Raw genomic sequence first — 22308 nt, 5'->3', positions numbered from 1 at the left:
TATGGAGGTACAGGTAATATAATGAAGGAAATGAATTTCGCGCGAAAATGGTTAACTTTGTTGCAAAAGACATATATACTAAGGATAGTATATAACGAGGTGGGCAAGACGTGATTATAGAGAAGCACGAAATTCAAATTGACCAAATTACGAGCGGTAAAGTGAATATCTTTACTTTCTATAGAAATAGAAAGCAAGTTGATGATCATTTTTTACGATTGCAAGAACCATCGCTTACAGCAAACTACTTCTTCCATTTTCATTTTGATGCAGAGAGCTTGCATCTACTGCAGGAAGAGTTTCCGAGCGTATATCCGTACAACGGTAGTGAAACGATTCACGACTGGACGGAAAAGATGAAAGCAGAATTGCAACATCAGATCCAAACAGGAAAATGGAATAAGCGCGTACGTATCGGTAATCGCATTCTAGATGTGGTGTTTACGTGGTGTGACGAAGATATAGTAGAGTGAAAAAGAAGCGGATGACGCTTCTTTTTTTAGCGCTGGAATAAAACGAGCTTACCTGCAGAAGATGTGCAGCGATGTGTTTTTTCATACAATCCTTTTTCTTGTAAAATAGATTCACCTTTTGCTTTCGCTTCTTTTTCAGTTGCCGCCTCGAATGATTCGTCTAATGCTTTAGAACCATCTTTTTCAAAGACTGTTAGAACGTATACTCCCATGAAATTTCCCTCCAATAATAAAAATCAGAATCTTATAACTATTTTGACATAAATCGCTAGAATATGCAAAGAAATATATGACATTGCGTGTTACAATAAAGTGACACTTTAACTAGTAGGGAGTCTTTTCATCCCCACTAGTTATTAGTGGAACCAATCGGGTATTTATGGGCAGTTAACTTTCAGATAAGCTTCTTTATCTACTGCCCGTTAATACGGGGTAAGGTGAAACTTTAATGAGTGGGGAGTTTTTTATTTCCTGCTTATTACTAGTTTTCACCAATTGAGCATGTAGTGTTTGTGTTCATGCGGATAAAATGAAACTTTTGAAATATAGAAAGGATCGTTATTTGTGAAACAAGTGAAGTTTATACATGCGGCTGATTTGCATTTGGATAGTCCGTTTAAAGGGATGGGGATGAATGTTGCGCAGTCTGTTTGGGAGAGAATGAAGCAGAGTACGTTTGAATCGTTCGAGCGTATTGTTGATAAAGCGATTCAAGAGCGCGTTGATTTCGTATTACTAGCCGGGGATTTGTATGATGCGGAGACGAGAAGTTTGAGAGCGCAAGTGTTTGTGCGCGAGCAAATGAAGAGACTGTCGCAGTATGATATCCCTGTTTTTATTATTCACGGTAACCACGATCATTTAGGGGGAAGCTGGGCAGCAATTGAGTTTCCAGAAAATGTTCATGTGTTTACGGAGCCTTATGTAGAAGAGAAATCATTTTATAAAAATGGTGAGCTATTAGCTTCTATTTACGGGTTTAGTTATTTGCAACAAGCGGTAACGGATAATATGACAGCGCAGTATACGAAAATGAGTGATGCGCCTTTTCATATTGGCATGCTTCACGGAAGTGTGGAAGGAGATGCAGAGCATAATCGTTATGCACCGTTTCAAATTCGTGAGCTGAAAGAAAAGCAGTTTAATTATTGGGCTCTTGGCCATATACATAAACGTGAAATTTTATCAGAAGAGCCATGCATTATTTATCCAGGGAATATACAAGGACGTCATCGTAAGGAAACAGGTGAGAAAGGTGCGTACCTTATTGAACTTACGAAACAAGGAACACAATGTTCATTTTTCCATACGGCAGATGTTGTATGGGATGAGATAGAAGTGAATATTGATGGACTTGAAACTGTTGATGAACTTATGACGAGTGCATCGAGTACGATGAATGAGTGCCGAAGAGAAGCGGAAGGGACGCTATTAACTGTCATATTTACAGGACAAGGCCCACTTTCTCCTTATTTACGTGATGAAAAACGTGTGGAAGAGATTTTTCATATTTTAGCAGCTGGCGAAGAGCGAAAAGATTTCGTATATGCGATGAAGTGGAAAAATGAGACGGCTTCTTTTGCGGAAATCGAGCGTTTGAAAGAGGAAAATCATTTCGTCGGTAGTGTGCTGAAGGAGTTAGAAGCTTTCACTAATATGGACGGTGTGTTGCGCACGATTTGGACATCTCCTGTAGCGCGTAATAGTATTGAATCTTTTACAGAAGAAGAGAAGAAAGAGATTCAAAAAGAAGCAGAAAATATTATTTTAGAGCAATTATTCCAGCAAGAGAGGGATAAGAAATGAGAATTGAAAAACTCCATATTTATGGGTACGGAAAATTAGAAAATGTGGAAATGGATCTGTCAATGTTGACGGTGTTATACGGTGAAAATGAAGCGGGGAAATCGACAATTCGCTCATTTATGAAAAGTATTTTATTCGGTTTTCCGACGAGAGGACAGCGCCGTTATGAGCCGAAAGAAGGCGGCAAGTATGGCGGTGCGATGACTGTGCAAACAGAGAAGTACGGTCGTTTGAAAATTGAGCGATTGCCAAAGACGGCAGCTGGTGAGGTGACCGTTTATTTTGAAGACGGCAAAACGGGCGGCGAGGAAATTTTACACGATATATTAAGCGGGATGAATGAAAGTTTATTTGAATCAGTCTTTTCATTTGATATGCACGGCCTTCAAAATATTCATCAGCTCGGCGAAGCGGATATCGGAAATTATTTATTTTCGGCAAGCGCAGTCGGAAGCGATGCGTTATTGCAGCTAGATAAAAAGCTAGAAAAAGAAATGGATCAGCGCTTTAAGCCGAGCGGTCGTAAACCAGAAATTAACGTGTCACTGCAAGAAATGAAGAAGCTTGAAGAGAAGATGAAAGAGTGGCAAGGGAAAATTGGCACGTATGAAAAGCAAGTGGAGCAGTTAAAAGAAAGTGAAGAGAAACTTGCTGCTGTTCGTGCGGAAAAAGAGAGTGCAGAAAAGCGAAAGCAAGATTATGAAATATTAGCGGCGCTAGAGCCTCTCGTTATTGAAAAGCGTGCGCATGAGAAAGTGTTAGAAAACGAGAGCGGGCAGTTTCCTGTAAACGGGATGGCGCGTTATGAAGCGATTAAGGCGAAGATGGAGCCGCTCCAATTACAAGTTGATTCGCTCCATAAAAAAATAGAGAATGTGCAATCGGAAATTGAATCGATTCAAATAGATGAAGAGTTTTTACAAAAAGAAAGTTATGTAGAAGAACTTCGTATGCAGCATATGTCTTACGAAAATGCACGCCAAGAAATGCGTGATATAACAGGAACGATTACGAATATAAAAGAAGAACTGGCAGAACTAGAGCAACAAATTGGTGCTACTTTTGAAAAAGAAACAGTTCTTTCGTTTGATATGAGTTTGGCAACGAAAGAGTTAATTACGCAAACGGTGCAAAAGGCGCGCGAACTAGAAACGCAAAAAGTACAGCTTGACGATCGTTTCAAAGTAGCGCAGGAGCAATTAGAAGAACAAGAAGAAAACATAAGACAGGTTAAGCACCAAATGTTAGCGGATGAAGAACGAAATACGCTAGTTGAGAAAGAAAAGTCATTCCAAGATGCGGCGTTTATCGGTATGGGCGCAGAGAGAATGAAGCGCAAGTATGAAGAGAAGGCAGGAGCGGCAGTGCAAAAGAAAAAACAGTGGCAAAGAGTTTGTCTTCTGTTACTTCTTATTAACACAGTCGTTTTATTCACAAGCTTATTTATGGACAACCGCCTACTCTTATTTATTAGTGTCATTATTTTTGTAGGGATCGTTCTTGCCCTTGTTTTATATAAAGATCCGTCAAGTGGATTACAAGAAGAGCTTCTTACTCTTCAGCAAAGTGCTGGTGGGAGACAAAGCGAAGAAGCAATGTCAGTTCGTTATCAATTAGAAAAAGATGAAGAGATACGTAAATTATTTGAGCGTGAGTCGTATAAGTTACAGCAAATGGAGCGAGCTTATGATAAAGTCGTTTCATCGTATGAGGAATGGGAGAGAGAAACGTTCCGCATTAGCGAACAAGTAAATGTGTATAAAGTGCGCTTTATGTTCCCTGAATTTTATACGTATGCACACATATTGCCGGCGTTTGAGCGTATGGAAAAAATGCAGCAATTATATCGCGAGTTAGAGAAACAAAGTGAGCGGAAATCTTCATTAGATGAAATGATTTCGCAATTTGAACATAAACTAGAAACTGTTATCGGTAGCGCGGAGTATAGTAAACTGCACGAGGCGCAAAGTCGTATGCAAAATGAGAAAGAAAAACGTCAAACTTGTAAGCAGTTAAAAGAGAAGCTTGCGGAATGGCAAGAAGAATATGAGTTCATGCAAGAGCAATTGAAACAAATGTTAGTAGAACGAGATGGGTTATGGCATATCGCACATTCTACAGATGAAGAGATGTTTTTAGAAGCAGGTAAGCTGGCAGAAAAACGTGAAGATGCTGAGAAGCAAGTAGGGCGTTTATTACCGCAAATTGATCTGTTAGAACAGCGTTTAACGAGTTTATCATTAGCTGAACATTACGAGGCTGACGGTTACGATGAAAAATTAAAGCAAGAACTGACAGCTGCGCAAAACTGTCTTACGAAAGAGAAAGAACTGACAGAGCGCATTGCGAAACATCGTATGGAAATCGCGAATTTAGAAGAAGGTAGTACGTACGGTGATTTACTGCACGAATGGGAAATGAAAAAAGCGCAAGTGCGTGAACAAGTGAAGAAGTGGGCTGCTTATGCGGCTGCGAAGACAGTGTTAACGAAAACGAAACAATATTATCACGAAGTACATCTTCCTCGTATTTTACAAAAATCAGAAGAGTATTTCGTCTATTTAACAGGCGGACGATATAGTAAAATCTTTTCGCCGTCAGAGGCGGAACCGTTTATTGTGGAACGTAACGACGGTATGCGTTTTTACAGTCATGAACTAAGCCAAGCGACAGCGGAGCAGTTATATTTATCGTTACGATTTGCGTTAGCGAAAACGTTTGAGCATGATTATCCATTTATTATTGATGATAGTTTCGTGCATTTTGATGCGATAAGGACGAATCGTACAATTGAACTCATAAAGGAAATTGCGAAAGATAGACAAGTCATCTTCTTTACATGCCATGCGCATTTATTAACGTATTTTACAGAAAAACAGATTATAAAATTAACGCATAAGCGTAAAGAAAATGAGTTGTAGTATGCTATACTAAAAGTAATTGATATGGTGGAGGAATTCGAATGAAAAAGAAAATTGCAGAATATGAAGTTGGTGAACAAGTCGATGTTTTCTTGTTAATTAAAACAGCGACAAAAGGTTTAGCAAGCAATGGGAAACCATTTTTAACAGTAATCTTACAAGATCCAAGTGGAGATATTGAAGCGAAGCTATGGGACGTATCGCCAGAAGTTGAGAAACAATATGTAGCAGAAACAATCGTTAAAGTAGCTGGTGATATTTTAAACTACAAAGGACGTATTCAATTACGTGTGAAACAAATCCGTGTTGCGAATGAAAATGAAGTAACGGACATATCGGATTTCGTAGAAAAAGCACCAGTGAAAAAAGAAGATATGGTTGAAAAAATTACGCAATACATATTTGAAATGAGAAACCCGAACATTCAACGTCTAACAAGACATTTGTTAAATAAGCATCAAAACGAATTTTTAGAATATCCAGCAGCGACAAAGAACCATCACGAGTTCGTATCTGGACTAGCTTATCACGTTGTATCGATGCTTGATTTAGCGAAAGCTATTGCGGCTTTATACCCATCGTTAGATAAAGACTTACTATATGCAGGCGTTATTTTACATGACCTTGGTAAAGTAATCGAATTATCTGGCCCAATTTCTACAACATACACGTTAGAAGGAAATTTATTAGGCCACATTTCTATTATGGTGAACGAAATTGGTAAAGCAGCAGACGAGCTACAAATCGATGCAGAAGAAGTATTAATTCTTCAACACATCGTTCTTTCTCACCACGGAAAAGCAGAATGGGGTAGCCCAAAACCACCGTTAGTAAAAGAAGCAGAAATTCTGCACTACATCGATAACTTAGATGCAAAAATGAACATGATGGACCGCGCATTAGGACGCACAAAACCAGGTGAATACACAGAACGTGTCTTTGCACTTGATAATCGTTCGTTCTATAAGCCGACGTTCCATAATTAAAATTGCCTTTTTAATTATGGAATGGCAATATAGTTATAAAAAATGGTGTGAAATTAAGTTTTCACACCATTTTTTATTGCCTGATAAGAGAAGAAACTACAGAGAATTAATGTTGAATTAGCCGGTGTAAAGCTAATGGTTGAGAATCTGTTTACAATAAAATAAAAATCTTTAACAAGAAAAATTGCATACGATATGATGCAAAGAAGGTAAGAGAAAGTGCTCATTGATTGGAAATCTTTTGTAGGTTACTCTAAATGTATAGGTGTATTAGGAATATTCTTTAAAGGGGAGTGATCACTTTATGCTAGACAAATGGCTGGATAAAGTAAAAGAACCTAAATGTATACACAAATACAAATTTATTAAAACTCAGGATAGTGAAAACTTTAAAACTGGGCAGATGGGCACAGCTAATTTTTATAAGTGCGAAAAGTGTGGTAAAGAAAAGGTTGATTATAAATATAACAGTGATATAAATAGTGATTTTTGGAATATATAAACGAAACTATAATCAGTGCAGGGAATCCGGCACTGATTATAGACTATTGTGTTTTTGAAATGAAGTGATTTTATTATCGTAAATATGTAAATAATCGCTTTAAAAAACATATAGCAATTAACGATTCTCCACCTTGAAATGTTATTTAATAAAAAAATATCTCGAATTTGAGATAAATAACTTGCTTTTTAATCACTTGAGTTGTAAAGTGATAGTAACGAAAGCGATTGAGTCATATGAAGAACATACACTCAGTTGTTTTCGATTAAAAAAACGAAGTAACTTATTCAGTAAAAACTAAGATGAATTTACAAAAACATAATGAGAATAAATTGAAAAGCTAAGAAGCATATTATTTTTTAGGTATCACTTGACTAGTAAAATGAAACGGAGGAATAAACAATGTATGAAATTAAAGGGCATCATCACATTTCAATGGTTACAAAAAACGCGAGTGAGAATAACCATTTTTATAAAAACGTGCTTGGTTTACGCCGTGTGAAAATGACAGTAAACCAAGATGATCCGTCAATGTATCACTTATTTTACGGAGATAAAACAGGAAGTCCAGGTACGGAACTATCGTTTTTTGAAATACCTTTAGTAGGAAAAACGTACCGTGGTACGAATGCAATTACGCGAATCGGATTACTCGTTCCGTCAGAGGAAAGCTTACATTACTGGAAAGAACGATTTGAGAAATTTGATGTGAAACATAGTGAAATGACAACATATGCAAATCGTCCTGCTTTACAATTTGAGGATGCTGAAGGTCTTCGCCTCGTGCTACTCGTTTCAAACGGAGAAAAAGTGGAGCACTGGGAAACTTGGGAGAAATCAGAAGTTCCTGCCGAACATCAAATTCAAGGAATGGGTTCTGTAGAAATGACAGTGCGTAGACTTGATAAACTGGCGAATACATTAACAGATATATTTGGTTATACAGAAGTTAGCCGAAGCGACGAAGAAGTGATTTTCCAGTCTATTAAAGGAGAAGCCTTCGGAGAAATCGTTGTGAAATATTTAGATGGTCCTACTGAAAAACCAGGCCGCGGTAGCATTCATCATTTAGCAATTCGTGTAAAGAACGATGCAGAGCTTGCTTACTGGGAAGAACAGGTAATACAAAAAGGTTTCCATTCTTCAGGCATTATCGACCGTTTCTACTTTAAAAGCTTATACTTCCGTGAATCAAACGGAATTCTATTTGAAATTGCAACAGATGGACCAGGATTTACAGTTGATGGCGATGTAGAACATTTAGGAGAAAAACTTGATTTACCGCCGTTCTTAGAAAATCAGCGAGCAGAAATTGAAGCGAAATTAGCACCTATTGAAGAGAAATAATAGAAGAGAAAATATACATTTAAAAACCATTGGAGGAATATAAAATGAACCAATTAAAAGGAATTCACCACGTTACAGCGATTACAAGTAGTGCAGAAAAGAACTATGAGTTTTTCACTCACGTTTTAGGAATGCGTTTAGTTAAAAAAACAGTAAACCAAGATGATATTCAAACGTACCATTTATTCTTTGCAGATGATAAAGGTAGTGCAGGAACAGATATGACATTCTTTGATTTCCCAGGTGTTCCAAAAGGAGTACACGGTACAAATGAAATTTCAAAAACTTCATTCCGTGTTCCAACTGACGCAGCGTTAGCGTATTGGGTGAAACGATTTGACCGTCTTGAAGTGGAACATACAGGCATTAAAGAGCAATTTGGTAAGAAAACTCTTTCTTTCGTTGATTTTGATGATCAACACTATCAATTAATCTCTGATGAATTGGATAAAGGGATAGAATCAGGTACACCGTGGCAAAATGGTCCAGTTCCATTAGAATATGCAATTACTGGCTTAGGACCTGTATTTATTCGTATCGCAAACTTTAGTTTCTTCAAAGAAGTGTTAGAAAAAGTTCTATTATTTAAAGAAATGGCTCAAGAAGGAGAATTCTATTTATTTGAAGTAAACGAAGGCGGAAACGGTGCATCTGTCATTGTAGAACATAATACGGTTCTTCCAGAAGCACAACAAGGTTTTGGTACAGTTCACCATGCTGCATTCCGCGTAGAAGATCGCACTGTATTAGAAGAATGGATTGAGAGAATCAGTAGCGTAGGGCTTCCTTCATCTGGATATGTAAATCGTCACTTCTTCGAGTCATTATACGCAAGAGTTGCACCACAAATCTTATTTGAATTTGCAACAGACGGCCCAGGATTTATGGGGGATGAGCCATACGAAACACTTGGCGAAAAATTATCATTACCTCCATTCTTAGAGCCAAAACGTGAAGAAATCGAAAAATTAGTTCGCCCAATTGATACAGTGAGAAGTACGAAGGAATTTATTAAAGAGTAAAAATAGAAATAATAAGTAGAAGAGCAAGTAGTTTTAGCTGATCGCTGGAACTGCTTGCTTTTTTATTTGTTCCATAAAGTTTTCTGACAATTTTTTCTCAAGTTATCAAAAAGGAAAACTTTGGTATAATCAATTAAAATATTTAATTTTCTGATAATTATTTTTCAATACATAGAAAAGAGGTGGTAATATACAATTTGGATAATTGTATAAATATCCTAATTTTGTAAGTTTGGAGAAAAGGGGATGCGAGTGTATGGGAGCAGATGTAGTAACAAGGGAGCAAATGAAACATTCTTTAGATGATTGGTATCGTGTAATGTTGCAGCAAAATATAGAGAAGGCCACAGAAATGAAAGAGGAGATTGATAGTAAGATTAGTGGGTTGGAAGTGGATCAGGATGTATTGTTTTATCATGCGTTATTGAACTTTAGATATGATGCATTAGTTGATTGGATTGGGGTTAGAGAAGATAGTTTTGATAAAGGGGAATCTTTCGAAATTCCAACAGAAGGATTTTTAGCTTATTATTATCACTTTTTCAAAGGATTTCATTGCACATTAATTTCAAATTATAACGAAGCGAAACAGCAGTACGAACAAGCTGAGAAGTTATTGAAATATATTGCAGATCCGATAGAACATGCGGAGTTTCATTATCGGATGGGGAATTTCTATTATCATTCCTATCAACAAATCAATGCGATTGATTATTTGAAAAAGGCAAAAGAAGATTTTACGAAGCAACCAGGATATGAGATTAATTTGGCTTTATGTGAGAATGTATTGGGGTTATGTTGTATAGATTTAAGACAATTTGAATTGGCGGAGGAAAATTTTAATAATGCATTAAATGTTTTCCAACAAGCTAATCATGAAAAGTATATTTTAATGGTTAGAAATAATTTAGGATGGCTATACGGCAGTCAAGATTTATCTGATTTAGCGATTAGACATTTAAGCGAAGTTACTCAAAAAATGCCTAAAAATTTTAAAGCAATTTTTACGGAAGCGGAGGAAAACTATAAATTAGGTAGGGTAGAAACTGCTAATGAGTTAATAGAATTAGGCTTAAGAATTTGTAACGAATTACAAAATAAAGAATTCCAATATCGATTTATAATTTTAAAAGAGCTGAATATTAAATCCAGTGCTAGTCAATTAGAAAAAGTAACTTTAGAAGGGATTTTATATTTTGAAGAACATTCTCTTTTAGAGTGTGTTAAAGAATATATGGAAATATTAGCTTATAAGTTTTATCAGGAAGAAAATCATGAAAAAGCTAGTAAGTACTTCTTTATTAGTAGTCAAGCTCAAAAAAGAATTCTCAAAAAGGGGGCGCTAAAATAAATGAAAAAGGCTAGTTTATTCATTACCGGTTTAGTAGTTACACTGTCAATTGGACTGAATTCTTTGGCTGGGTTTCAAGAGCAATCGTTAAATAGAGGAGACACAGGCGGAGCACCAGCAAGGCCAGACTATGTTAGCTTTAATAAAGGGGATACTGGTGGTGTACCAGTAAAACCAGACTATGCTAGTTTCAATAGAGGAGATACAGGTGGAGCGCCAGCAAGACCAGACTATGTTAGCTTTAATAAGGGAGACACCGGCGGAGCACCAGCAGATAATAGAGGCGATGGCGGCGGAGTAAGCCAACTATAATAACAAAGAAAAGGACTTCAACATGAAGTCCTTTTCTTTGTTATTAGGCCATGTAGAGAAAAGAATTGACTTACTTTAAATCTGTAACTATAATAGTTACAAAACGGCCATCATTAATAGAAGTAAGTAATATTTTTTTAGTATAATTGTAACTAACGTAGTTACAATTAAAATTAATCATAAAACAACCAAATAATGTAAAAACTTTAAATAGCAACAAGAGAAAGGAGACGGGAATTTTGAAACGGTTTAAATTTTATTTTATTAGCGGTATTGTGCTCGTTTTGTTAATCGTATGTAACTTCGTTGATAAGCCGATTGCAAAGGTTGGAGAAGTGAAAAATACTGTTATGATGAAGCTGCATACGAAAGAGAGTATGGCGCAAATTGATGGGCAGACGATTTACTTTAAGCAAATTGGTGAGGGGAAGCCACCTTTACTTATGCTTCACGGATTTGGTGGTTCTTCAGATGGGTTTAGTGATATTTATCCAGAACTTGCACGAGACCACACGATTATAGCGGTTGATATTTTAGGATTTGGACGTTCTTCGAAGCCGGTTGATTTTCAGTATTCGTTTCCTGCGCAAGTGAATTTATATTATAAGTTAATGAAGAAACTCGGATACGATCAATTCGCAGTACTTGGTCATTCGATGGGTGGAGAGATGTCTCTAAATTTAGCGTATTTATATCCGGATGCAGTAACGCATCTCGTTTTAGCGGATTCTACAGGGATCGAGTCTTTCCAGCAAAAAGAAAGCTATGAAGTGCCGCCGCTATCAACGGACTTACAAACTGTAACAGAGATTACAGATTATAATAAAAATGCAGTGAAAAATAGTCGCGACGATAAAGGGCATTATGATCAGCTTACGAAAATGAGAGAGCGCCGCATTGCGATGGAAGCCGATAAAATTAAGGTACCGACTTTAATTATATGGGGACGACACGATAAGAGCGTTTCTTGGAAAAATGGTGAACTGTATCATGAGCTATTTGCGAATAGTACGTTCCATATCATTGAAAAAGGATACCATGCACCGTTTCGCCAGGAACCAATAGAGTTTATGGAATATGTACAAGCGTTCTTCACGAAGAATCCACAATAAATTTTAAGCATAAATCCACTTCTTTCCTCATACAGTGAAACTAATAAGGCTTGTCTAAGGAAAGGAATGAAGTACAGTGGAAACTTTACCATGGTGGGTGTATCTTGTAATTGTCGGGATCGTATTAAGTGGCTACATGGTTTTATATACTTCAAAAAAAGAGCAAGATATGGATAATGAGTTTATCGAAAAAGAAGGCGAAGTGTATATGAAACGTTTAGAAGAAGAGCGAGAGAAACGGAATCAGGATACTGATAAGGATTCGGTATTGCTTTAATAGAAATTTTGAAAGGCTATCACCTAGTAAAATTTTATATCTAGGTGATAGCCTTTTTCTTCTGGGGGAGCAGGTTATACAAGTTGAATTTTACATGTATACAATATTCATCATGAACTTTTATTGATGGTATTTATATATTTTTTTACTCATAAGAATGGAACTAGCGCATTATTTACTGGGGGGGATTAACAATGCATAGGGATGAAACATCATTACATCCTGATACAGGTGTTACATCTGTAATGTTTGTTGAGCGTTCATTAAATGAAATTCGTTTTTGGTCTAGAATCATGAAGGAGCATTCTTTTTTTCTTCGCTTAGGGTTTAGATGTGAGGATACTCAACTAATCGAAGAGGCGAATCAATTTTATCGATTGTTTGAACATATCGAACAAATAGCGCATTCCTATACAAATGAAACAGATCCTGAGCAAATAAAAAGATTTAATTCAGAAGTACAACAAGCCGCAACTAATATTTGGGGATTTAAACGAAAAATTTTAGGATTAATTCTCACATGTAAATTGCCAGGACAAAATAACTTTCCATTGTTAGTTGACCATACGAGTAGGGAAGCTGATTATTTTAGAAAACGTTTAATACAATTAAATGAAGGTAAATTAGATGCTCTTCCTGATGCTATTATTAAAGAAAATGTTTTCTTTTTAAGGATTATGGCAGACCATGCTAAATTTATTGGTCATCTTCTTGATCCATCGGAAAGAAAGCTTGTAGATACAGCACGGAATTTTAGCAATGATTTTGATGAATTGATGTATCAAGCAATTGACTTAGAATCTATGAAACCACAATCCCAAACAGTCCCTCTTTTAGATCAATTTTTAGATCAAAATCGTGTGTCGGTTACATCTCTTCGGGATTTTAAGAAAACAGCACGTGATTTAATTGAGCAATGTAAAATAAAGAGTATCATTCATCCGTTATTAGCAGACCATGTTTTCCGTGAAGCGGATAGATTTCTTGAAATCATTGATATGTATGATGTTCATCTTACAAATATTCAATCCCAACCTAGATATTAGAAGATAAGGAAAGATACTATTTTGCTTAAGTTGGGAAGTTAACAATTTATTGTTAGCTTCTTTTTTTTGTGATTAAAATTTTCTTTTCGTTTAGTAAATTTTCCTTTAAAGATAAATCCCTTTGACCAAATATGTAATTCTTTGTAAAATGATATATGGAAAGATTATGAATATACAGGAAATCTATGGGGGAGTAGATTCTAATAAATTATTCTTGGGAAATTTATTAGTTAAGTATGTTAACTTGTTTGCACTAAATTTTACACATAAAGGGGTATTAGTAATTATGAAAGCAAAGAAATTAGTAAGTTTAGCGTTACCAGTTATGTTATTGAGTGGTTGTATTACAATTGAAACTGATGGTAAGAAAGCCGAACCAAAGAAAGAAGAAACGCAAAAGGTAGAGAAAGAGAGTAAGGCTGCTGAAAAAGAGAGTAAGTCAACTGATAGCAAGAAAGAGGATAGCTTATCTGTAGCGAAAGGTGAAGATACAAACAGTAGTTCATCAAGTAGTCAACAAAGTTCTTCTTCAAATAATTCTACTTCTTCTAATTCTTCAACTGGTAAGGTAACTGGTTCAGATGTTGAAAGGTATAAGGCAGATATTATAAACAGTGCCACTCAAATTGAAGATACAATGAAATTAATTGAAGGAATAGCAGATTCAGACGTAAAATCATACAAACAAAAGAAAAGTGAAGTACAACTGAGTTTAGGTGGAGCAAGGCAACCGCAACGAAATTGAAGAATCTACAAGCACCTCCTGAGTTACAAGGAGAACAGGCGAAGATAAAGCAGTCGATGGAACTGTATGCGGATTGTTTTCAACTTCTTTTTGATGCATTAGACCAAGAAGACGAGAGTAAAATGCATCAATCATTTAGTAAAGCACAAGAAGGCTCAAAACTGTTTGAAGAAGCAGCGAAGAGTATCGGTAGCAAAACCAACTAAGAATAAATGACTTAAAGGGGTATGAGGTATGAAAGTGAAAAAACTAATAGCTGCTGCAGTTCCAGTTGCCATATTATTAAGTGGTTGTGTTACAGTAAAAGATTCGGCAAATAAAGAAGAAAAGACAGAAGAAACGAGTAAATCTAAGGCTGCTGAAACGAAAGAAAAATCAACTAATTCGAAAGAAGAAAGTAAAGATGTTCAAAAGGTCCGAGTTTTAGATGAAGATTATGCACAATATTTGTTAGACATTGAACAGGATATGTTAAGACGATTTGATTACTATGACGCTTCTATAAGAGATTTGAGAAATGGAAGTAAATCAAAAGCTGAGGTATTAGATAGTATTAAAGACATCTATAAAGTATTTGATAAGATAGAGAAGATTTACGCACCGCAAAAACATAAAGAAGAACAAAAAGAGATTGAAAGAGCGACAGGTAAACTAAGAGAAACATTCGGTGAAATAGAGAAGTTATTCAACGATAAAGGCTTCAGCTTAGAGACCGATAAGGAAATCTTAAATAAAGCAAATACAAAACTAGAAGAAGCAAAACGTATTTGGAAACCTACATTCGATAAGTTAAGATCCGAAATAAAAGGTGATACAGCCACAGAAAAATCTACTAGTACAACAAGTAGTTCTACACAGGCAAACCCAACTACTGATAGTCAGGCTCAAACAGATAAAAGCCAAGCTAAAACGGGGGTATTTGTAGGTACAGTTGGTACAAGTGAAGAGTTAGGAATTAATTATGGAAACATGGAGAAGAACATCAAAGATGGTACTGAGATTATTGGTAATTGGGGTATTGATTACGGTAGTGGCATAAAAACTACGTTAGTATTAAAAGGTGATAAAACATTTGAGTCCTATGCGAACGGTTCTTATCCGAATAAAGATAACTACTTAACAGGGACATATGCGGTAGATGTTCCGTCATTCCAGTTATCCTTAAAAGTAACAAAAGCAGTTAAAGACGGTCAAGAAGTAAAGTTAACAAATGATAGTATGATGTATAAATTACAAAACTATGATGGAAACACATTACAAATTTATCATATGGATGATAACGTTCGTATTCGTTATGCAAAACAATAAATAGTTGGCAAAAAACTCTGTAAGAAATTTTACAGGGTTTTTTGTTCGTTCTAATTGTATTTCTTCGTTAATTTCCCTGGCACTATCTATATTAGTATAAGTTGAGAAATGAACAAAACGATTTTCTTTTTGGAGAATGATAAGGAGGGTAATCAGGATAGTGATAAGGATTTGGTTTTATTATAATTAGGGGAGAGTGGATAACGTATTGTTATCCACTTTTTTATTTCCTAAAATATATCAACGATTTTTCAAATATATCGAACACAACTTGAGATATATCAACGATTCGACATAGGGTATCGACTTACCGACACAAAGCGACAATGTTAAGAAGCACGATTATTGTTCGGGAAATTATTATAGGAGCATAGCATATGAAATATACACAATACATAGCGCCATTACAACCTGTAGCGCACAAGTTGCACAACCTACGCAACGATAACTCGCTTTACTCTTCATCATTTATTTGACCATACTAGACATAGAGAGGTGATAAACACAGTATGATTTTTAGTGAACGTTTAAAAGAAGAACGAGAAAAACGAAATTGGTCGCAAAATGATTTGGCTGAAAAGATTCATGTAAGTAGGCAGTCTGTTTCGAAATGGGAGACGGGAAAGAACTATCCGAGCATTGAAATTATTATTCATTTAAGCGATTTGTTCGGTATTACGATTGATGAATTGCTAAGGAGTGATGAAGAGTTGACGCAAAAAGTAATTGAAGATAGTAAGCAATTGGCATACCCAAAATGGAAGGTGTTTTTTGATAGTTTATTTATGATGGGGGTATTGTTATTTGTTACAAAAATCGGTATATGGATGTTAAATAAGTTTGCAGGAGCGAGCATTACTATTATAGCGGATGCACCGTATGTAATGAACTTTCTACCTCTTATATTAATGATCATAGGTGGCACGGCTTCTGATAAGTTGAAGAAAATATATAAATAGAGGAAATAATTTCCCCGCACTAGCTGTTCTTTCTACTCAAATTGTGTACTATAAAGGATAGGATGACATAAAGAAGGGGACATTTAGAATGGAATTTCATGAACAAAAGATTTTGCCGGCAGTGAGGCAAATTAAAGATTTGGAAAAGCTATTACATAGTTCGTATGAGTATATTGTTATTTTAGATATTCATGTCGGTCAATTGAAGAGTGTTGTGTCACTTGCGAAGCAGCATAGTAAAAAGGTGTTTTTACATGTTGATTTGATTCATGGATTACAAAGTGATGGGCATGCGACGGAGTTTTTATGCCAAGAATATAAACCGTACGGGTTACTTTCGACAAAGGCGAGCGTGATTATGAAGGCGAAGCAAAAAGGTGTCGTCTCAATTCAACGCATTTTTTTAATTGATTCTAGCGCGATGGAAAAGAGCTGTAATTTGCTAGAGAAGACGAAGCCGGATTATATAGAGGTGCTTCCTGGTGCGCTAACGGATGTGATTGCTGAAGTGAAAGAGCGTACTGGTGTACCGATTTTGGCGGGTGGTTTCATTCGTACAGTGGAAGATGTTGAAAGAGCTTTAAATGCTGGTGCGACAGCAATTACGACATCAAAAAAAGAACTATGGAAACATTACCAAAAAAAGTGACGAAAATGTGAAAAAATTCTGTTGACACCGCTTTCATGAAGGGTTAACATTATAGACAAGTTAATAAACGTGACGGAGAAAAGAAGAGATCCACATTTCATTGTTTCTATATAAATTTATATAGAAGCGTGCAAAGCTGTGGGTCTTTTTCTTTTGACAAAAACGAATGGCCATTCATTTTACCTCTATCACATTTGGAAGCGTTTAAATTGATTGTGGAGGGATACTATGTCAGCATTTTTAGGAGAGTTAGTAGGGACTGCGTTGTTAATCTTACTTGGTGGCGGCGTTTGCGCTGGTGTAAGTTTAAAGAAATCGTTTGCGAAAGATTCTGGTTGGATTGTTATTACAATGGGCTGGGGCTTAGCGGTTGCTATGGCAGCGTATGCAGTTGGATCAATTAGTGGGGCACATTTGAATCCGGCTTTAACGATAGGATTAGCATTTAAGGGAGCGTTCCCATGGAGTGAGGTACCAGGTTATATCGCAGCACAAATGATTGGGGCAATTATCGGGGCAGTTCTTGTATATTTACATTACTTACCACACTGGAAAGAAACAGAAGATCCAGGAACAAAATTAGGTGTATTTGCAACAGGCCCAGCAATTCCGAACACATTTACAAACCTTTTAAGTGAAATGATTGGAACATTCGTTTTAGTATTTGGTATATTAGCAATTGGAGCAAATAAATTTGCAGATGGTTTAAATCCATTTATCGTAGGTTTCTTAATTGTAAGTATTGGTTTATCATTAGGTGGAACAACAGGATACGCGATTAACCCGGCTCGTGATTTAGGTCCGCGTATCGCACACTTCTTCCTTCCGATTGCAGGAAAAGGCGGTTCAAACTGGAAGTATGCATGGATTCCAGTAGTTGGTCCAATTCTAGGTGGATCACTTGCAGGATTATTCCATCAAGTTGTATTTGAAGGAAAACAAAATGCAGCACTTATTTATGTGATTATTGCAACTGTGATTGTACTAGCAATCTCTTATATGACAAGTAAAAAAAGTGAAAGCAATACAAATAGTAGAAAAGTAGCATAGGGGGAAACCGATATGAAAAAATATATTCTTTCTTTAGACCAAGGAACAACTAGCTCACGCGCAATTCTGTTCAATAAAAAAGGTGAAATTGTTCATTCAGCTCAAAAAGAGTTTACACAACATTTTCCAAAGCCAGGTTGGGTAGAGCATAATGCACAAGAAATTTGGGGATCTATTTTAGCAGTTATCGCAACTTGCTTAAGTGAAGCAGATGTAAAACCAGAACAAATCGCTGGTATCGGTATTACGAACCAACGTGAAACAGCAGTTGTTTGGGATAAAACGACTGGTAAACCAATTTACAACGCAATCGTATGGCAATCTCGTCAAACAATGGAGATTTGTGATGAGTTAAAAGAAAAAGGGTATAGCGAAATGGTTCGCGAAAAAACAGGTCTTTTAATTGACGCATACTTCTCTGGTACGAAAGTAAAATGGATTTTAGATAACGTTGAAGGTGCAAGAGAAAAAGCAGAAAACGGCGATTTATTATTCGGAACGATCGATACGTGGCTTGTATGGAAACTGTCTGGCGGTAAAGCCCACGTAACGGACTACTCAAATGCATCACGTACATTAATGTTTAACATTCACGACTTACAGTGGGATGATGAGCTTCTAGACATGTTAACAGTACCAAAGAGCATGCTTCCAGAAGTACGTCCATCATCTGAAATATATGGAGAAACAATTGATTATCACTTCTTCGGTCAAAATATACCGATTGCAGGCGTAGCTGGTGACCAGCAAGCAGCATTATTTGGACAAGCTTGTTTCGGTGAAGGTATGGCGAAGAACACTTACGGAACTGGTTGCTTCATGTTAATGAACACAGGTGAAAAAGCAGTAGCTTCTGAGCACGGCCTATTAACAACAATTGCATGGGGTTTAGATGGTAAAGTAAACTACGCATTAGAAGGAAGTATTTTCGTAGCAGGTTCTGCAATTCAGTGGTTACGTGACGGAATGCGCATGTTTAAAGATGCAAGTGAGAGTGAAGTGTACGCATCACGCGTTGCATCAACTGAAGGTGTATACGTTGTACCAGCATTCGTAGGTTTAGGTACACCATACTGGGATAGTGAAGTACGCGGCGCTATGTTTGGTGTAACGCGCGGTACGACGAAAGAGCATTTCATTCGTGCGACGCTAGAATCTTTAGCTTACCAAACGAAAGATGTATTATGCGCAATGGAAGCAGATTCAGGTATTGAATTAAAAACATTACGCGTTGATGGCGGAGCAGTTAAAAACAACTTCTTAATGAAGTTCCAAAGTGATATTTTAGATGTTCCTGTAGAGCGTCCGGTGATCAATGAAACGACAGCTTTAGGTGCAGCGTACTTAGCTGGTCTTGCGGTTGGATATTGGAAAAACCAAGATGAAATTAAAGAACAGTGGCATATGGACAAACGCTTTGAACCAACGATGGAAGCGGAAACAAGCGAAGAGCTATATGCTGGATGGAAAAAAGCAATTGAAGCAACAAAAGCTTTCAAATAATCATAAACAGTGTTATAATGGTGACAAGTTAATAATTCGGTAGGAGATTTGGAGAGACCACAACACGCTATAGAGGCGAAATCTATAGCGGAGTTCGTGGTCTCTTTTTTCGTTATCAAAGGGAGGAATTACCATGAAATTTTCAAGTAAACAACGTAAAGACGTATTAAACGGAGTAAATAAACAAGAGTTAGATGTGATCGTAATTGGTGGAGGTATTACTGGTTCTGGTATTGCATTAGATGGGGCAACACGCGGATTATCAACAATTGTGTTTGAAATGCAAGACTTTGCAGCAGGTACATCAAGTCGTTCAACGAAGCTTGTACACGGTGGTCTACGTTATTTAAAACAACTTGAAGTGAAAATGGTAGCAGAGGTGGGGAAAGAGCGTGCAATCGTATATGAGAACGGTCCCCATGTAACAACACCAGAGTGGATGTTACTTCCGTTCCATACAGGCGGTACGTTCGGATCATTCAGTACATCAATTGGTCTTCGTGTATACGACTTCTTAGCAGGCGTAAAACGAAGCGAGCGCAGAAAAATGTTTAACCGTGAAGAAACATTAAACAAAGAGCCTCTTGTAAAAAAAGAAGGATTAAAAGGCGGCGGTTACTACGTAGAATATCGTACAGACGATGCGCGTCTTACAATTGAAGTAATGAAAGAAGCAATTGAACACGGTGCGAAAGCTGTTAACTACGCAAAAGTAGACAGTTTCTTATATAAAGATGGAAAAGTATGTGGTGTACGTGTAATCGATTTACTAGACGGAGAAGTGTACGAAGTTTACGGTAAGAAAATTGTAAACGCAGCTGGTCCTTGGGTAGATACACTTCGTGAAAAAGATAACTCGAAAAAAGGGAAAGTACTTCAGTTATCAAAAGGTGTGCATTTAGTAATTGATCAAAAACGTTTCCCGTTAGGGCAAGCTATTTACTTTGATACACCAGATAAACGTATGGTGTTCGCGATTCCTCGCGGCGGAAAAACATACGTAGGTACAACAGATACGTTCTATGATAAAGACGCAGCTGTACCACACATGACAACAGAAGATCGCACATATATCATTAATGCGATTAACTACATGTTCCCAAGTGTAAAAATTACAGAAAAAGATGTGGAATCAAGCTGGGCTGGTGTACGTCCGTTAATTTATGAAGAAGGTAAGAATGCATCTGAAATTTCTCGTAAAGATGAAATTTGGACTTCTGAATCTGGTTTAATTACAATCGCTGGTGGTAAATTAACAGGATACCGTAAAATGGCTGAAATGGTAGTAGACTACGTAACAAACCTATTACAAAAAGAAGGTCATAGTGCATATCCGAAGAGCGACACGAAACATATGCCAATCTCTGGTGGACATGTAAGTGGTTCACACGGATTCCCAGCATTCGTTGCGAAAAAAGCAGACGAAGGTACGAAATTTGGTTTAACGAAAGCGCAAGCAGAAGAGTTCGCGAAATTCTATGGCTCTAACGTTGACGTACTGTTCGACTTAGCGAAAAAACATAAAGACGAAGCGAAAGAATACAACATGCCGCTAGACGTTCTAATCCCACTTGTATACGCAATGGATTACGAAATGACAGCAAAACCAGTTGACTTCTTCGTACGCCGCAGAGGCGCTGTATTCTTCAACATTCACTGGGTATACGAGTGGAAAGAAGCAGTAATCAACTACATGGCTGCGAAACTAGGCTGGAGCAAAGAAGAGCAAATGAAATACACAGCAGAATTAGAAAAAGCATTAACAGACGCTGTAATTCCTGTAGATCAACAAGAGCAGGCAGCTGCGTTAGCGTAAAATAGAGAACCACCTGAAGAGAACCCCTTCAGGTGGTTTTTACCTTGACTAAAAATAAATAAAATGTGTTACAATGATGATAGAGTATATAGTATGAATTTTGCATAAAATAAAGAAGACAGAAGCCTGAGAAACTTCTGCCTTGTGTAACCTAACTTACTATTGTGGTGGTAGTAGGTGCGGTTATAAGACAATTACATTAACGTTTTAGCCGAGAACCGCCCTTACCTTTTCCACGAAGCAGGGTGGTTCTCGCTTTTTTGTATACAGAAATTAGCCACGGACCGACGTATCTTCTACCGATGATAACGCCAGCTCCGGTTAGGATACCATACACTAATTTAGTGACAAACATCGCGATCATATTATCACCTCCCCCTTTTTTCAAAATGGAAGAGATGATTACCAACACCTACTAGTTATAGCTTATTAAGTTACATTTCAATTGTATTATGTTTTAAAATAGGGAACAAGACAAATGAATACGGATATGAGGTGCAGCATGAAAAAATTAATTACTTATGATCCTGAAATCCAGATGGCATATTTGTATGTAATTCCATTCACTTCAGATATTGAGATTGAATCGACTGAAGAATTAGAAGAAAATCCGACATTAAATTTAGATATAGATCAATTTGATCGTATAGTGGGGATTGAGTTTTTTGGAGAAAATGCTCGCAAATTAAAAGAATTAGCAAATAAGAGTAAAATATATATAAAGAAAACTTCAAATGATAATAAGTACATATACTCATTTAGACTTTCTCAGGATATTCATTTGCAAAAAGTGTTATTTCAAAATGTTGTATTTTATTTTGCAGATAAGAAGTATGAAGAATTTATCGGTTTTGATATTATGAAGCCATCCTTATATGGTTATGACATATTAGATTCTTTAAGTAAGTTTTAGGAAGAAGGAGGACTCGGTTAAATGGGTTCTTTTTTTCATTTAGCGGTCTTTAGAGCTGAGGGGAATCTTGACTATAAAAATCCTTATTGCAAAATGAAAGAGCGCCTTGGGAGGAAGACGCTCTTCAGGTGAATGTATTGTAACGACTATTCGGCTTATTATATGTAATTTGCTTAGGAAGTGATTTCTCCAAAAAATATTATTTTAAAA

Annotated in this window: 21 protein-coding genes and 1 pseudogene; 20 read left to right on the top strand and 2 right to left on the bottom strand. The window is 36.6% G+C overall.

Translation table 11 applies throughout. The features are described from left to right. Positions 1 to 110 precede the first annotated feature (110 nt). A complete protein-coding gene (locus ACUN0F_RS28425; protein WP_000582797.1) occupies positions 111 to 473 on the top strand; it encodes a hypothetical protein in 363 nt (120 codons plus the stop codon). A gap of 26 nt (positions 474 to 499) precedes the next feature. Here ACUN0F_RS28425 and ACUN0F_RS28420 read toward each other — a convergent pair whose 3' ends face one another. Beyond that, positions 500 to 685, bottom strand: a complete 186-nt coding sequence (locus tag ACUN0F_RS28420) for a YhzD family protein (protein ID WP_000539551.1) — start codon at positions 683 to 685, stop codon at positions 500 to 502. A gap of 352 nt (positions 686 to 1037) precedes the next feature. On the opposite strand from ACUN0F_RS28420, the gene ACUN0F_RS28415 reads away from it, so the two are divergent. From ACUN0F_RS28415 to glpD, 18 genes and pseudogenes are all read left to right on the top strand, one after another. After that, on the top strand, positions 1038 to 2279 hold the full coding sequence (locus ACUN0F_RS28415; RefSeq protein ID WP_445540550.1) for a metallophosphoesterase family protein: 1242 nt from the start codon (positions 1038 to 1040) through the stop codon (positions 2277 to 2279). After that, positions 2276 to 5200, top strand: coding sequence for an AAA family ATPase (locus ACUN0F_RS28410; RefSeq protein ID WP_445540549.1), 2925 nt, complete (start codon positions 2276 to 2278; stop codon positions 5198 to 5200). Before ACUN0F_RS28415 ends, ACUN0F_RS28410 begins: the two co-directional genes overlap by 4 nt. Before the next feature lie 41 nt (positions 5201 to 5241). Beyond that, positions 5242 to 6186, top strand: coding sequence for a 3'-5' exoribonuclease YhaM (gene yhaM, locus ACUN0F_RS28405; RefSeq protein WP_000726645.1), 945 nt, complete (start codon positions 5242 to 5244; stop codon positions 6184 to 6186). 304 nt (positions 6187 to 6490) lie between these two features. After that, on the top strand, positions 6491 to 6688 hold the full coding sequence (locus ACUN0F_RS28400) for a hypothetical protein (protein ID WP_264463078.1): 198 nt from the start codon (positions 6491 to 6493) through the stop codon (positions 6686 to 6688). Between the two features lie 402 nt (positions 6689 to 7090). Further along, positions 7091 to 8035, top strand: coding sequence for a ring-cleaving dioxygenase (locus ACUN0F_RS28395; RefSeq protein ID WP_264463079.1), 945 nt, complete (start codon positions 7091 to 7093; stop codon positions 8033 to 8035). A gap of 44 nt (positions 8036 to 8079) precedes the next feature. Beyond that, complete coding sequence (locus ACUN0F_RS28390; protein WP_264463080.1) at positions 8080 to 9057, top strand: ring-cleaving dioxygenase; 978 nt, start codon at positions 8080 to 8082, stop codon at positions 9055 to 9057. A gap of 256 nt (positions 9058 to 9313) precedes the next feature. Next, positions 9314 to 10408: a response regulator aspartate phosphatase gene (locus tag ACUN0F_RS28385; RefSeq protein WP_445540548.1), complete on the top strand. Its 1095-nt coding sequence runs from the start codon at positions 9314 to 9316 to the stop codon at positions 10406 to 10408. Further along, positions 10409 to 10720, top strand: a complete 312-nt coding sequence (locus ACUN0F_RS28380) for a hypothetical protein (protein ID WP_445540547.1) — start codon at positions 10409 to 10411, stop codon at positions 10718 to 10720. It abuts the gene before it with no gap. Between the two features lie 239 nt (positions 10721 to 10959). Further along, positions 10960 to 11832, top strand: a complete 873-nt coding sequence (locus tag ACUN0F_RS28375; protein WP_445540546.1) for an alpha/beta fold hydrolase — start codon at positions 10960 to 10962, stop codon at positions 11830 to 11832. Between the two features lie 76 nt (positions 11833 to 11908). Beyond that, positions 11909 to 12109: a sporulation YhaL family protein gene (locus ACUN0F_RS28370; protein ID WP_000449224.1), complete on the top strand. Its 201-nt coding sequence runs from the start codon at positions 11909 to 11911 to the stop codon at positions 12107 to 12109. A 194-nt stretch (positions 12110 to 12303) separates the two neighbouring features. Then, entirely contained in the window at positions 12304 to 13155 is an 852-nt protein-coding gene (locus tag ACUN0F_RS28365) for a DUF2935 domain-containing protein (protein ID WP_061678703.1), read from the top strand. Positions 13156 to 13441: 286 nt separating this feature from the next. Further along, positions 13442 to 14106: pseudogene (locus tag ACUN0F_RS28360) on the top strand (DUF7018 domain-containing (lipo)protein). A 28-nt stretch (positions 14107 to 14134) separates the two neighbouring features. Next, positions 14135 to 15208 (top strand): DUF3994 domain-containing protein, encoded by a 1074-nt coding sequence (locus ACUN0F_RS28355; RefSeq protein WP_445540545.1) that lies wholly within the window; start codon positions 14135 to 14137, stop codon positions 15206 to 15208. A 509-nt stretch (positions 15209 to 15717) separates the two neighbouring features. Then, positions 15718 to 16167, top strand: coding sequence for a helix-turn-helix domain-containing protein (locus ACUN0F_RS28350; RefSeq protein ID WP_445540544.1), 450 nt, complete (start codon positions 15718 to 15720; stop codon positions 16165 to 16167). Positions 16168 to 16255: 88 nt separating this feature from the next. After that, complete coding sequence (glpP, locus tag ACUN0F_RS28345; protein ID WP_000394295.1) at positions 16256 to 16816, top strand: glycerol uptake operon antiterminator GlpP; 561 nt, start codon at positions 16256 to 16258, stop codon at positions 16814 to 16816. 228 nt (positions 16817 to 17044) lie between these two features. Next, positions 17045 to 17866, top strand: coding sequence for a glycerol uptake facilitator protein GlpF (gene glpF, locus ACUN0F_RS28340; RefSeq protein ID WP_264463082.1), 822 nt, complete (start codon positions 17045 to 17047; stop codon positions 17864 to 17866). Positions 17867 to 17878: 12 nt separating this feature from the next. Further along, positions 17879 to 19369 carry a glycerol kinase GlpK gene (gene glpK, locus ACUN0F_RS28335; protein WP_000759996.1) on the top strand — a complete coding sequence of 497 codons (1491 nt, stop codon included), beginning with the start codon at positions 17879 to 17881 and terminating at the stop codon, positions 19367 to 19369. Positions 19370 to 19502: 133 nt separating this feature from the next. Continuing rightward, a complete protein-coding gene (gene glpD, locus ACUN0F_RS28330; RefSeq protein WP_264463083.1) occupies positions 19503 to 21185 on the top strand; it encodes an aerobic glycerol-3-phosphate dehydrogenase in 1683 nt (560 codons plus the stop codon). Positions 21186 to 21384: 199 nt separating this feature from the next. Here glpD and ACUN0F_RS28325 read toward each other — a convergent pair whose 3' ends face one another. After that, positions 21385 to 21540: a hypothetical protein gene (locus ACUN0F_RS28325; RefSeq protein ID WP_264463101.1), complete on the bottom strand. Its 156-nt coding sequence runs from the start codon at positions 21538 to 21540 to the stop codon at positions 21385 to 21387. A 147-nt stretch (positions 21541 to 21687) separates the two neighbouring features. On the opposite strand from ACUN0F_RS28325, the gene ACUN0F_RS28320 reads away from it, so the two are divergent. Beyond that, positions 21688 to 22098: a DUF2283 domain-containing protein gene (locus tag ACUN0F_RS28320; protein ID WP_264463099.1), complete on the top strand. Its 411-nt coding sequence runs from the start codon at positions 21688 to 21690 to the stop codon at positions 22096 to 22098. Positions 22099 to 22308 lie beyond the last annotated feature (210 nt).

The organism is Bacillus sp. 1A, assembly GCF_052682215.1.
Note: the sequence above shows the minus strand (reverse complement) of the source record. Positions and strands in the feature narration are given on the sequence as shown.